Genomic DNA, 13,390 nt, shown 5'->3' with positions numbered 1-13,390 from the left:
GAGCTATAGCGCCCTCACCCACCCTGCGAAAGCGGCGCGCGCAGCTCGATGCGGCCGTAACCGCAGATGAGCGCCCCGCGCGCGGCGAGTGCGCGGAGCGCCGCGCCGAGCGTCACGCGCGAGACGCCGAGCAGGTCGGCGAGCTGCTGCTGCGTCGCGCGAATGGTGCGGCCGTCGGGCGCCTCGGCGGCCATGGCGGTGAGAAGACGCCGCAATCGTTCGGCGGTCGGCAGCCGCCGCTCGGCATCGATGATGTCGAGCGACACCGCGAGCTGCCGCCCCAGGCTGCGCAGCAGCAGCTCGGCCCAGCCGACATCCTCCTGCATCAGCCCGCGGAGCAGCGGGCGATCGATCGCGATCAGCCGCGCAGGCCCGCTGGCGATCGCATCGACCTGGCGCTCCATGCCGGTGAAGAAGGCAAGCTCGCCGAAGATGTCGCCGGGCCCGAGCACCGCGAAGGCGGTGAAGGCGCCGTCCTCGGCATAACGGCCAACGAGGACGTGCCCCTCGATCACCGCCCAGAAGGCATCGCCGGGATCGCCCTGATGCTGCACGAACTGGCCGTCGGCGAAGCCGCGCGGCTCGCGCGCCGCGAGCAAGCGGTCGCGCTCCCCGCCCGCGAGCCGCGTGCGCTCTGCGAGCGCCAATTGATAACTTCTTTGCATTTCTGCCACCGCTTTTGCGGCACGGTGCGCGCAATAACAAGCGGCGAGGCCGCAACGGGAGATTTGGGATGCACCTGACCACCGCCCAGTCGAGCGCGATCGTCGCGGCGATCTTTTTCGGCTTCTGCCTGATCGAACTCGCCCGCACGCGGCTGTTCGCCAAGGACGAGCAGTCGCGTCACGACGGGATCATCGAGATTATCAGCACCTTCACGCTGCTGATCGTCACCCAGCCCACGATCCTGCTGGTCGTCGGCGCGCTCGGCCATCGATTCTTTCCGCACTATGAGGGCGCGCTGGCGAATGCGCCGTTCCTCGCCGCGCTCGCGCTCTTCCTCGTCTTCGAAGACATGATGCAATATTGGTGGCACCGCGCGAGCCACAGCTTCGCCTGGCTCTACAACCTCCACCGCGCGCATCATAACGCGCGCTATATGAGCGTGCGGCTCGTCTACAGGAACAACATCATCTATTATGCGATGATGCCGAGCATCTGGTTCGCGGGGGTGCTGGTCTATCTCGGGCTCGGTTGGTTCTATGCGGGCTATCTGGTGGTCAAGATGGCGGTGATCATCGGCGCGCACAGCGATGTCGCATGGGATGCGCCGTTCTACCGGATCAAGGCGCTGTCGCCGCTGATGTGGGTCGTCGAACGCACGATCAGCACCCCCGCTACGCACCATGCGCACCATGGCCGCCACGCCGACGACCCGGCGGTGAACTACAAGGGCAATTTCGGAAACCTGCTCTTCTTCTGGGATGTGCTGTTCGGCACGGCGAAGATCACGCGGCATTATCCGGCGAGCTATGGCGTCGAGAATCTGCCGCCCGCGACGCTGGGGCAGCAACTGCTGTGGCCGATCTTCCCCGAGAACAAGGATATGAACGCGCATATCGCGGGCGCCGAGCCGGTGACGCCCAGGACGGTCCCGCTGACCTAGCCTGTCGCGCGTTCGACCCCGAGCCAGCCCGCGGCGCGCGGCAGACGCGGCAGCACCAGCCGCTCGGCGATCCACAACAGGATCAGCGAGGCGGCGAGCAGCGGCAGGAGCGCAGCGAGGATCAGCACGATCGCGGTGATGCCCCGAAGCCGCGCCGGGTCGCGCGCCGCCGGCGGCGCGCCTACCGTGCCCTCGGGCTTGCGGCGTCGCCACATCAGAAAGCCCGAGACGGCGAGCGTGAACAGCGCGAGCGCGGTCATGACGCCGATCAGCTGGTTGATACGGCCGAAAAGCTGGCCTTCGTGCCACGCGATGCCCATGTTCACGACGCGGTCGATGATATGCTTGTCGGCGAAGCCGCTGCGCGCGACTTCGGCGCCGGTCGCGATATCGTAACTGACCTTGCGCACCTGCGGCCGGTTTTGCGTCTGCGTCGTCAGCGTCCATGTGTCGCCGTTCGGCGGGCCGAAGAGATTGGGCGCGCCGGGCGGCTGGACGATGACGGGCGCGGGCAAGGCCTCGGCCTTCGCGCGTTCGACGATGCGCGCCAGCGGAATCGCGGGCGAAGCGTGGATCATCGGGCCGGCCATCGCCATCGCGCCATGATCGTGCGCGGCATGGGGGTCCGCGCCGCCTTTCCAGTCCGGCAGGCCCGATACCCAGCCCATTTCGGCGCGGACGGCCCGAAAGCCGCTCGCCCAGACGTCGGTCCACGGCAGCGCGGTGAGGAGCAGGACCAGCGCAAGCCCCGAAACCCAGAAGCCGGTGACCGCGTGGAGATCGCGCAGCGCGATGCGTCCGCCCAGCGACAGCCGCGGCCACGCAACCCCTGCGAGCCCGCGTCCACGCGGCCACCAGAGATAGAGGCCGGTGAGGATCATCGCGATCGCCCAGCTTGCGGCGAGCTCGACGATGAGGCTGCCCGCGCGCCCGATCAACAGGCTGCCGTGGATACGCGACAGCCACGCCGAAATGCGCGCATCGGGATCGGCCGATCCGATCACGCACCCCTGCGGTGAGACCGCGACGTCGCGCATCGTCCCGTTCGACAGGCCGAGGTGGACGACCGCGGCATCGCCGGGCGCTTCGGGGATGCGGTAATAATGGAAGCTGGCGCCCGGAAAATCGGCGAGCGCGGCGGCGACCTGCGCATCGGCGTCGACCGTACCCGCGGTCGGCAAGCCGCGCCATGCCCGCTCCTCCCACCGGTCGAGATCGGGCTTGAACAGATAGGCCGCGCCCGTCACCGACAGGAGCAGGATGAAGGGGATGACGAACAGCCCGGCGTAGAAATGCCAGCGCCAGATCGTGCGGTAGAGCGGAACGCGGTTGCTGTCGGTCATCCCCCGTCCCCTTAGAAGCGCGCGCGGATGCCGGCGGAAACCGCGCGGCGTTCGACGGGGTAATAGATCGCCGAGGTGTCGGTGACCGTAATCGCCGCGCTGATGTCGCCGATCGCCTTTTTGCCCGTGATGTTGCGGATGTCGACGAAAGCGTCGACACCTTCGGCGATCGGCGCCCCGCCCGTGATCCCGATCAGCGCATAGCCCGAAGTACGCACCTGATTGCGGTAATCGGCGAAGGGACCGTCCGGCACCCATTCGAGGTTCGGCGCGATGTGCAGCGCGTCGGTGCCGAGGCGCAGCTCGGCGCGATAGACATGCTTCGGCACCACCGGCAGGCGGTTGTCCCCGAACTGGCTGTCGTCCCGGAAGCGAAAGTCGCTGTAGGTATAGACTTGCCGCAGGCGCAGCCAGCCGGTCGGCGCGAGATCCAGCCCCGCCTCGACGCCCTGATGCAGCGTGCGGTCGGCGTTGAAGGTTGCCGCCGGAATATTGCTGTTCGTCGTGAACTGGAGAAGCTCGCCCTTCAGCGTCGAGCGATAGAGCGCGACGTCCCAGCTTGCGAAACCTCGCTTGCCGCGCGTGCCGATTTCGGCGGTCCAGGCGCGCTGCGGGCGGATGTCCGACACGACGGTGCTGACGGGCGGGGTGCCGATCGTCTGGAACACCTCGCCGAAGCCCGGGAATTCGGCCGAGCGGCTGTAGTTGGCGAAGAACTGGATATCGGCGGCGGGTTCGAACAGCAGGCCGAATTTGGGCGAGAAGGCGTCGAAGTCGACCCGGCCGTCGGTCGCGGGAGCGACCGAGAAATTTACTTGGCGCTGGCGCCAGCCGTCGGCGTAGACGCCGCCCGCGACCAAGGTCAGCGCCTCGACCGGCCGCACCCGGACTTCGCTATAGAGCGTCGCGGTCTGCGCCTTCTGGTCGGCGTCGAAGGTCCGCGCGCCGCGACGTCCGCCATTGTTGACGAACTGGCGCGCGTCGGTGTTGCCGCGCCGCATTTCTCCGCCGAAGGTCACCTCGACCGGGCCGGTCGCATAGTCGGCGCGGAAGAAGCCGCCGACGTCGACCGACTTCTGGTCGATGAGCTGAAAGATCGGATGGTGGAGCGACTTCGCATTGACGAAGCCGCCGACGTCGAGGGTTAGCGCACCCCAATCGAAGGTCGTGCGGTTCTGGAGACGCAGCGAGTCGATGTCGCGTCCCTGATCGCCCGCGACGGCGCCCGCATTGGCCTTGCGCGGGGTCGACAGCGCCTCGGCCATCGTCAGCGCGCCCGGCAGCTGCTGGTCGATATTGTTGATGCTGGCATAGAAGCGCGTGCTCACCACATCGCTCAGCTTCAGCCCGACATTTCCCTGAAACCGCAGGCTGCGCCGCTTGGCATGGTCGCGGTCGCCGTCCGACGTGTCAGCGCCAATCGCGCCCCACGCGTCGACGCGGTCGCTCGCGACGCCGGCCGAGACGAGCCCGCGCAAACTGTCGAAGCTACCAACGTCGGCGCGCATGTAGAGGCCCTGCGCGGTGCGCCCCGTCGGGGTCACCCCGTTGATCGCGCCGCCCAGCGTTCCCGATCCGAAGCGCAGCGCATTCGCGCCGCGATAGACTTCGAGATGGTCGAAGAAGATCGGTTCGAGTTCCTGGAAATCGCCATTGTCATCGGCGAGGTTGATCGGCACGCCGTCCTGCAAAAGCGTGAGCCCGCGCATGTGGAAGCCGCGCGACAGGCCCGAACCGCGGATCGAAAGGCGCACCTCCTGCCCGTAGCGCGGCTGGAGATAGACGCCGGGCGAGAAGGCGAGCGTGTCGCGGAGCGAGACGACCGATTTGTCGGCATAATCTTCGTAAGAGACGACGTCGGTGCCGCCGGGCGTGCGGCCGGCGCGCTCCTCGGCGGCGTCAGTGGCGGCCGGCGCGGTTACGATGATGGTCGAATCGGCCTCTTCGGCACGGACGGAGGGGGCGGCAAGACAGGTTGCGAGCGCCAGCAACGGCGCCGCGCCATGGATGCGGGTTTTCATAATTTTTCCTTCGCTGGATGCAGTCACGGACCGCACCACGCGAACGCGCGGACAGCCGGTCGATCTGGATCAGGCGAAGGCGGGGGGGCCGGTACTCGGCGGGAGCGGCGAGGCGATCCCCGGCGCAAAGCCGAGCGAGCGAACCGCGACAGGGACCATCTCGGCAATCATCGGCGCGGCAGCCAGCACCGGCACGTCGGGAACAATCGGCGCATTGGCGAGCGCGCCCCACGGGCAATGCTGCTGCGTTTCGCCCGCGTCGTGGCTGCCCGCCTTCTCGAGCGGGATCGTCACGGTGCCGCCGGGGTTGCCCGGGTCCGAACAGATACGCACGGTGATCGACCCGCCCGCATCGCTTTCGATCATCCAGCCCGGCGCAACGAGCACCCGCGCGGCCAGTGCAAGCAGCAGCGGTAAAAGCAGCAGGATGCCGGGACGGCGAAAGGCGGCGAGCAGGCTCACGGAAGGCGCCTTATGAGGTGCGGCGCCGACTGACAAGCGGACATGCTACTCAACCCGGTCGTCATTGCGAGCGAAGCGAAGCAATCTCCAGCTATCGGCAACGCGCTGCCGATAGCTGGAGATCGCCGCGTCGCCTTCGGCTCCTCGCAATGACAGTGTTTATTCCGCGGGCGTCTCGTCGGTCTTCTTGCCCGTGCGCGTCCAGGGATAGAGGAACTGGCCCCAATAGCTGCGCGGGACATCCTCGGGGATGCCGTAATTTTCGGGCCAGCGGTCCTTGGGCAGATGAAAGGTGCCGAACAATTTGTCGATCCACGGGAAATGGATCGCGAAATTGACGTCGAACGCCTCGCGTTCGAGCCCATGGTGCCAGTGGTGGAAACGCGGGGTCGCGATCCAGTGGCCGAGCCGGTTGAAATTGCCCCCGACATTGGCGTGGAGCAGCGACGACCACACATAGACGAAGCCGATATAGGCCTGCATCACCGACGGCGCGAAGCCGAGCGTGAAGAGCGGCAGCGATGTGATCGAGCGCAAGAGGATGATCTCGGCGAAGTGCATCCGCGATCCCGCGAGCCAGTCCATCGACTTGGCGCTGTGGTGCACCGCATGGAAACCCCAGAGGAAGGGGTAGCGGTGGAAGCTGCGGTGGAAGAAATATTGCGCCAGGTCCGACGCGACGAGCACGATGACGAACTGGACGATCCACGGCAACGAGGCGACCCCCGCGCGGAACGCCTCCCAATTGCTCGTATTCTCGTTGATGATCGTCGACGGCGCGAGCGCGAGGAAGCCCAGCACCTGCACGAACATCGTGCTGACCAGATAATAGAAAAGATCCTCGCGCCATTCGGTGCGGAACAATCGCTGTGTCCGGCGATGCGGGAAGGCGCGCTCCAATGGCGCGAACATGAAGCCGGTGACGAGCAGGTTCACGACGAAAAAGTCTAGCCCGAAGAAAATGCCCCAGTCGCGCGTTTCCTGCGGCTGGACGTTCGCTCCGCCGATGAGAATCGCCGCGAGCCCGATCATCAGCGCGGTGAGGCCGAGCACCTTGCGCGGGCGCAGCAGCAGGCTGAGCAAGGAGAGGCCGTAGCTGATCAGAAGTGTCGCGTGGACGAGGCCGCGGAAGCCGCCCCAATGCTTGACGATTTCCAACTCGGGGGTCGCGAACCAGTCCGGGAAGCGCAGCGCGACGACCATGAAAAGGCCCGCGATCGCGAAGAGTAGTCCGAAAAAGCCCGAAAGCCATCCGCTGCCGAAGCGCCGCACCTCGGTATGCGATTCGAGGTCGCGCATCAGATTGTTCAGATAATCACGCTTCGCCATGTTGGCCCCTCACAGCATTTCGGCCGCGCGGTCTGTGACGGCGCGCACCATTTTCAACCTTCGTCATGCCGGACTTGATCCGGCATCCATTCCTGCCCCGGCGTCATGGACCCCGGATAAAGTCCGGGGTGACGAAGAGAACTGACCGATAAGTTAACCGGCCGCTGCGACAATCTCCGCCCATTGCGCCTCGTCAATCACCCGGATACCGAGTGCACTCGCCTGCTTAAGCTTCGATCCCGCGCCGGGCCCAGCGACGACGAGGTCGGTCTTGGCGCTGACGCTGCCCGCGGCTTTGGCGCCGAGCGCCTCGGCCTGTGCCTTGGCTTCGTCACGGCTCATCGTCTCTAACTTGCCGGTAAAGACCACCGTCATGCCCGACACCTCGCTCTCGCGAGTCTCGACAACGTAGAGCGGCGGCGCCACTTCGGAGAGAAGGTCGTCCCACAGGGCGCGATTGTGCGGTTCGTGGAAGAAATCGGCGAGCGCCTCGCCAACCGCGATGCCGATCCCGTCGGCGCGCACTTCGAGGATCGCCTTGAACGCCTCGACGCGGCGCGCCGTATATTTGCCGTCGGATTCGCCCTCGGCGCGCGGATTTTCTTCCAAATAGGCGTGAATTTCGGCTGCCTTTTCCGGAAGGCGCCGGATGTCGCTCAGCCCTTTCAGCAAATCGCGCGCCGTCACGGCACCGACGTGGCGGATACCGAGCCCGAACAGCAACCGTGCGGCGTCGGGCGCGCGCTTGGCCTCGATCGCGGCGAACAGATTGTCGACCGACTTTTCCTTCCAGCCCTCACGCCCGAGCAAGTCGGCGCGGTGGCTTTTCAGGCGGAAGATGTCGGCGGGCCCCTTGTCGAGCCAGCCAAGGTCGAGGAATTCCTGGATGCTCTTTTCGCCCAGCCCCTCGATATCGAGCGCGCCGCGGCTGACAAAGTGGCGCAGGCGTTCGAATTTCTGCGCGTTGCAGATGAGGCCGCCGGTGCAACGCACATCGACCTCGCCCTCCTCGGCGACCGCCTCGCTGTTGCAGACGGGGCAATGGTCGGGGAAGATATAGGGTGCGCGGCCCTCGCCGCGGGTCAGATTCTCGACCACCTGCGGGATGACGTCGCCCGCGCGCTGGATCACGACGCGGTCGCCGGGGCGCACGCCGAGACGGCCGATCTCGTCGCGGTTGTGGAGCGTGACGTTCGACACGACGACGCCGCCGACGGTGACGGGGGTGAGCCTTCCCACGGGGGTCAGCTTGCCGGTGCGGCCGACCTGGATGTCGATCGCTTCCAATGTGGTCTGCGCGCGTTCGGCGGGGAATTTATGCGCGATGGCCCAGCGCGGCGCCTTGGCGACGAAGCCCAGCCTTTGCTGCCAGTCGAGCCGGTCGATCTTGTAGACGACGCCGTCGATATCATAGTCCATCTCGGCGCGGCGGCGCTCGATTTCGGCATAGTGCGCGAGGAGGGCGGCGACGCTGTCGGCACGTTTCAGGAGCGGCGAGACGGGCACGCCCCAGCCCTCGATCGCCTTCATCACCGCATATTGCGTATCGGCGGGCAGCGCGCTCACCTCGCCCCAGCCATGCGCGAGGAAGCGCAGCGGGCGCGATGCGGTGACGCTCGCATCCTTCTGGCGCAGCGATCCGGCGGCAGCGTTGCGCGGGTTGGCGAACTGGCGCGCCTTTTCCGGGTCTTCGGCTTCGGCGAGCAGCCGCGCGTTGAGCGCGGTGAAATCGGCCTTCGCCATATAGACCTCGCCGCGAATCTCGAAGACGTCGGGGGCATCGCCCCTTAATTCCTGCGGGATGTCGGCGATGTGGCGGACGTTCGCGGTGACATCCTCTCCGACGCTGCCGTCGCCGCGCGTCGCCGCCTGGATCAGCTTGCCCTTCTCGTAACGCAGCGAGCAGGAGAGGCCGTCGATCTTGTCCTCGGCGGTCATTGCGACGACCGCGTCGGCACCCAGGTTGAGGAAACGCCGCACGCGCGCGGCGAATTCCTCGACATCCTCCGCCGAAAAGGCGTTGTCGAGGCTCATCATCCGCACCGCATGGGCAATCTTGGCGAGCGGCGACGCCTCGACCGCCGCGCCGACGAGCCGGTTCGGGCTGTCGGCGCGGATCAGATGCGGGAAAGCCTCCTCGATCGCGTTGTTGCGGCGAACGAGCGCGTCATAGTCGGCATCCGAAATCTCGGGCGAATCCTCGGCGTGATAGAGTTTGTTATGATGGGCGATCTGCTTCGCCAGCCGCATCAATTCATTGGCGGCATCGGCCTCGGACAGCGATTCGATTTCGGTCATGCACCGGTCTTTGCCACCGGCTTGAATTCGGCGCGAGTACCAAATCCTGCGATAAGCGGGCGCCCCCTTTTGATCGCGTCCTGCACCGCGGGGAGCTTCAGCGAGGCGGCGTGCGCTTCCTTGCTCTCCCACAATTCGACGATCCAGATCGCGTCGGGGTTCGCGCTGTCCTCGCCGATCAGATAGGCGATGTTGCCGGGCATTTCGCCCGTGCCTTCGGACAGGATCGCGACCAGTTCGGCGCGCTTTCCGGGCTGCGCCATCATCTGGCCGAGCAGGCCGTATTGCGGATCGGCTTCTTCCATCCTTGCCTCCAGGGCATCAAGTTTCGTCGCGGGCAACAGCACCGCCGCCGTCGCCAACAGCGCGGCCAGATGCTCGCGCCGGTTCATTTCGCGATCGCCAGCACATGCACCTCGCGCCGGATGCGAAAGCCGAGCGATTCATAAAGCCCGATCGCGCCCGCATTGTCGGCGTAGCTGTGCAGGAAGGGCGTCTCGCCGCGCGCGACCATCTGGCGCATGACATGGCCGATCAGCGTGCGCGCGAGCCCGCGTCCGCGGCAATCCGCCCATGTCGCGACGCCGCTGACCTCGGCCATGCCGGGCACGAGGATTCTTTGCCCGGCCATCGCGAGCAGGCGCCCCTCTTCGCGAATGCCGAAGAAAGGGCCGTAGCGATGCGTTTTCGGCCCCCACGGCCCCGGCCGGGCATGGTCGGCGAGCGCCGCCATTTCGGGGGCGTCGCCATCGCCGAGCGCGATGATCGCGGGTTCGCCCGGACGCGCCGGGGGCGCCGCGCCATCGGCGACCATCTGCGCGAGCACCGCCCGCTTCACCCCGCGCGTGCCGGGGGGCAGCGGCCACGGTGCGCCCTCGACGATCCACAATTCGCCATCGGCGGGCACCAGTGCCGCGAGCGCCGCCTGCGCATCATCGCCAGCGTCGGCGGCGGCCCCGAAGACGCCATACCCCCGATCGATCCGCATCGCGCGCGCATCGCCCTCGGCGAGATGCGCCTGCCGGCCGGTGAGCATCGACCAGACCGGGCGGTCGAGGGGGTGCGACGCTGTCATGCCGCCCCGGCGATCATTGCAAGGGGTCCTCACCAAATCTCGCCCAAAGCTTCGGATAGCGTGCGGACAACTGCTCTGGATCCTCAACGAATGGCTCGCCGTTTGGCTCCGACGGATAGAGTGATCCCTTTTCCTTGGGCAGGTCGGTTATCGGCTTACCCGTTCGTTCGGTCCAGATATCGGCAAAAAGATAGGAAAACTCTTCGAAACTAGCATCGCCCTCGTAACCGGCAGGGATGATGTCGGCCAGACTGTCCGGGTCAGCCGATACCTGTTCAAAGACACTCTTGCCATTTGAAATGAGCCATTTGCGAAAGTCCTCAAAGGCGTCGTCACTGGCACCTCCTTGCGCGACATAGGCTGCGCCCCACAAATCCCAGTTGTAGCTCTGCGCCATAAGGCGATCATTGACGCGAATGAAGCTTTCGAGATCGGGGGTCGACAGCGTATCGAGCCGCCGTCGCAGTTCGGCGAGCTGCCGCTGATCACCCCTGTGCGCAGGGTTTGTGGCTTCAATGACACTCCAAAATTCGGCCTCTTGCCCAGCACTGTCTCCAGACCAATTCGTCGATGTCGATGGAACATCCAAAGACCTTGCCCGGCCATTTTGAACGGCAAAGAACAGGCCCACGACGAGTATCGCAGCAACCACTGCCAAAATTCCGAGGTTCATTCGCCGCCTCCATTGCATCACACCACCTCCAGCAACCGCTCCGCCTGCGCGCGTGCCTCGTCGGTCACCTCGGCCCCCGACAGCATCCGCGCGATCTCTTCGCGGCGGCCCGGTTCGTCGAGCGCGTGGACGCTGGTGCGAGTGACCACCCCCTCGCTCGATTTGGCGATGATGAAATGCGCGGCGCCCTTTGCCGCAACCTGGGGCGAGTGCGTCACCGCGAGCAATTGCTTGCCCGCGCCTGCCAGCCTTGCCAACCGCTCGCCGATCGCGCTCGCCACCGCGCCGCCGACGCCCCGGTCGATCTCGTCGAAGATGATCGTGCCGGCCCCGCCCTCTTCGGCGAGCGCGACCTTCAGCGCGAGGATGAAGCGCGAGAGTTCGCCGCCCGAGGCAATTTTTGCGAGCGGCGCGAAGGGCGCGCCGGGATTGGTCGAGATGAGGAATTCGACGCGGTCCATGCCCTCTGGCCCCCAGCGGTCGGCGGGAAGCCGTTCGATGAGCGTCTGGAAGCGCGCGGCGTCGAGCTTGAGCGGCACGAGTTCGCCCGCGACCGCGGTGTCGAGACGGATGGCCGCCTTCGCGCGCTGGTCGGAAAGGGCTGTCGCGGCATGGGTATAGGCCGATGCCGTCTCGGCGACGGCGGCTTCGAGCTTCGCGAGCCCGGCGCTGCCGCCCTCGATCGCGTCGAGCCGCGCGGCGAGCGTACCCGTCAATTCTGCAAGCTCGTCGGGCTGAACATTATGCTTGCGCGCCATCGCACGCAATTCGAACAATCGCGTCTCGGTCGCCTCAAGCCGTTCGGGGTCATATTCCATCGCACGCGCCGCTTCGTGCAGCTTGCCCTCCGCCTCATCGGCCTCGATGATCGCGCGATCGAGCCCTGCGAGCGCCTCGGCGAGCAGCGGATGATCGCCCGCGAGCCGGTCGAGCCGCCGCGCCGCCGCGCGCAACTGCGCGGGACCGCTATCGCTGCCCTCGAACGCTTCCATGATCGCGCCGAGATCGCCGGCCAGCCGCTCGCCCTTCTGCATCGCGGCGCGCGCTTCGGCGAGTTCGGCTTCCTCGCCGGGCTGGGAGCCAAGCGCCTGCAATTCGGTGACGCAATGCGCGAGCCACTCACGGTCTCGTTCGGCTGCGGAGATGGCGGCGCGGGCGGCGGCAAGCTGCTCCTCGGCGGCGCGCCACGCGGCATGCGCCGCGGCGACGGCGCGCGTGTCGGCACGCGCATAGACGTCGAGCAGCACGCGATGTCCTGCGGGCGCGAGCAGCCCGCGATCGTCATGCTGGCCGTGGATTTCGACCAGATGCCCGCCCACCTCGCGCAGCAGGGCGGCCGAACAGGGCTGGTCGTTCAGGAAGGCGCGGCTGCCGCCATCGGCCTTCAACGTGCGGCGGATCAGCAGCGGTTCGCCCGCCTCCAGCGCGATCTCGTTATCGGCAAGCAGCGCCGCAAGCGGCGTATCCGCCGTGGGCGGCGCGAAGCTCGCGGTCACCTGCGCCTTGTCGCTGCCCTGCCGCACCAGCGCGCTGTCGGCGCGCGCGCCGAGCGCGAGCCCGAGCGCGTCGAGCAGGATCGATTTGCCCGCCCCCGTTTCGCCGGTGAGCACGCCGAGCCCCGCCTCGAATTCAAGGTCGAGCCGTTCGATCAGAACGATATTGGCGATGGACAAAGCGGTCAGCACGGGCCGTCCTTACCGCAGAACAAAGGCAGAATCTATTCCCGCCGCGATCAGGCGCTCGGCGCGTGCCTCTGCATCAGCTTGTAGGCGCGCTCATACCATTCATTGCCCGGATAGTTGGCACCGAGCACGGCGGCCGACTTTTTCGCCTCGGCCGGAATACCGAGCGCGAGATAGGATTCGGTCAGGCGATAAAGCGCTTCGGGCGCGTGGCTGGTCGTCTGATATTTGTCGACGACTTCGCGAAAGCGAATCGACGCGGCAAGCCAGTTCGAGCTGCGCTGGTAGAAACGGCCGATTTCCATTTCCTTGCCCGCGAGATGGTCCTGCACCAGGTCGACCTTCAGCCGCGCGTCGGCGGCATAGCGGCTGTCGGGATAGCGGCGGATGATCTCGCCCAGCGCGGCGCTGGCCTGCTGGGTGATTTTCTGGTCGCGGGTCACGTCGCTGATCTGCTCATAATAGGAAAGGCCGATCAGATAATAGGCGTAGGGCGCATCCTTGTTGCCCGGATGAATCGCGAGGAAACGCTGCGCGGCTTCGATCGCCGGTGTGTATTCGCGGTCCATATAATAGCTGAACGAGCTCATCAGCTGCGCGCGGCGCGCCCAGGGCGAATAGGGATGCTGGCGCTCGACCTCGTCGAACAGCGCCGCCGCCAGCCCATATTGCTTGCGGTCGAGCCGGTCCTGCGCCGCGCGGTACAGCGTATTGACATCGCGCGCGACGTAACGCGTGTCCTGCTTGACCCCGCCGCCACCGGCGCAGGCCGCCAGCATCGGGGGGATCACGAGAGCGGCGGCGACGAGGCGCGTCGTGGCGCGCAAGGAGGAACGCTGAGTCATGCGCGCGGTATAGCCACAGCGTGGATGAACGCAAAATAAATGATGGGGCCCCCGGT

At 66.5% G+C, this 13,390-nt stretch carries 12 protein-coding genes; 1 reads left to right on the top strand and 11 read right to left on the bottom strand.

Features of this window, described 5'->3' with window-relative positions:
* Positions 1-14 precede the first annotated feature (14 nt).
* A complete protein-coding gene (locus tag HDC29_RS02800) occupies positions 15-647 on the bottom strand; it encodes a Crp/Fnr family transcriptional regulator (RefSeq protein ID WP_179494168.1) in 633 nt (210 codons plus the stop codon).
* A gap of 86 nt (positions 648-733) precedes the next feature.
* Between HDC29_RS02800 and HDC29_RS02795 the strand changes: the two genes are divergently transcribed.
* Positions 734-1,606: a sterol desaturase family protein gene (locus HDC29_RS02795; RefSeq protein WP_179494166.1), complete on the top strand. Its 873-nt coding sequence runs from the start codon at positions 734-736 to the stop codon at positions 1,604-1,606.
* Here HDC29_RS02795 and HDC29_RS02790 read toward each other — a convergent pair.
* The 10 genes from HDC29_RS02790 to HDC29_RS02745 all read right to left on the bottom strand — a co-directional run bounded on the left by HDC29_RS02790 (position 1,603) and on the right by HDC29_RS02745 (position 13,334).
* A complete protein-coding gene (locus HDC29_RS02790) occupies positions 1,603-2,949 on the bottom strand; it encodes a PepSY domain-containing protein (RefSeq protein WP_179494164.1) in 1,347 nt (448 codons plus the stop codon). The genes HDC29_RS02795 and HDC29_RS02790 overlap by 4 nt on opposite strands.
* Before the next feature lie 11 nt (positions 2,950-2,960).
* Positions 2,961-4,970, bottom strand: coding sequence for a TonB-dependent receptor domain-containing protein (locus HDC29_RS02785; RefSeq protein ID WP_179494162.1), 2,010 nt, complete (start codon positions 4,968-4,970; stop codon positions 2,961-2,963).
* A 69-nt stretch (positions 4,971-5,039) separates the two neighbouring features.
* Entirely contained in the window at positions 5,040-5,432 is a 393-nt protein-coding gene (locus HDC29_RS02780; RefSeq protein WP_179494160.1) for a DUF2946 family protein, read from the bottom strand.
* Positions 5,433-5,591: 159 nt separating this feature from the next.
* On the bottom strand, positions 5,592-6,761 hold the full coding sequence (locus HDC29_RS02775; RefSeq protein WP_179494157.1) for a sterol desaturase family protein: 1,170 nt from the start codon (positions 6,759-6,761) through the stop codon (positions 5,592-5,594).
* 153 nt (positions 6,762-6,914) lie between these two features.
* A complete protein-coding gene (gene ligA / locus HDC29_RS02770) occupies positions 6,915-9,059 on the bottom strand; it encodes an NAD-dependent DNA ligase LigA (RefSeq protein WP_179494155.1) in 2,145 nt (714 codons plus the stop codon).
* Positions 9,056-9,451, bottom strand: a complete 396-nt coding sequence (locus HDC29_RS02765) for a putative quinol monooxygenase (RefSeq protein WP_179494153.1) — start codon at positions 9,449-9,451, stop codon at positions 9,056-9,058. Before HDC29_RS02765 ends, ligA begins: the two co-directional genes overlap by 4 nt.
* Positions 9,448-10,134, bottom strand: coding sequence for a GNAT family N-acetyltransferase (locus tag HDC29_RS02760; RefSeq protein WP_179494151.1), 687 nt, complete (start codon positions 10,132-10,134; stop codon positions 9,448-9,450). Before HDC29_RS02760 ends, HDC29_RS02765 begins: the two co-directional genes overlap by 4 nt.
* Before the next feature lie 13 nt (positions 10,135-10,147).
* Positions 10,148-10,807, bottom strand: a complete 660-nt coding sequence (locus HDC29_RS02755) for a DUF4240 domain-containing protein (RefSeq protein ID WP_179494149.1) — start codon at positions 10,805-10,807, stop codon at positions 10,148-10,150.
* Between the two features lie 17 nt (positions 10,808-10,824).
* Positions 10,825-12,492, bottom strand: a complete 1,668-nt coding sequence (gene recN, locus HDC29_RS02750; RefSeq protein WP_179494147.1) for a DNA repair protein RecN — start codon at positions 12,490-12,492, stop codon at positions 10,825-10,827.
* Between the two features lie 47 nt (positions 12,493-12,539).
* A complete protein-coding gene (locus HDC29_RS02745; protein WP_179494145.1) occupies positions 12,540-13,334 on the bottom strand; it encodes an outer membrane protein assembly factor BamD in 795 nt (264 codons plus the stop codon).
* Positions 13,335-13,390 lie beyond the last annotated feature (56 nt).

It is taken from the genome of Sphingopyxis sp. JAI108, assembly GCF_013410105.1.
Taxonomy (GTDB): Bacteria; Pseudomonadota; Alphaproteobacteria; order Sphingomonadales; family Sphingomonadaceae; genus Sphingopyxis; species Sphingopyxis chilensis.
The sequence above is the reverse complement of the archived record's forward strand: the minus strand, read 5'-3'. Positions and strand labels throughout refer to the sequence as shown.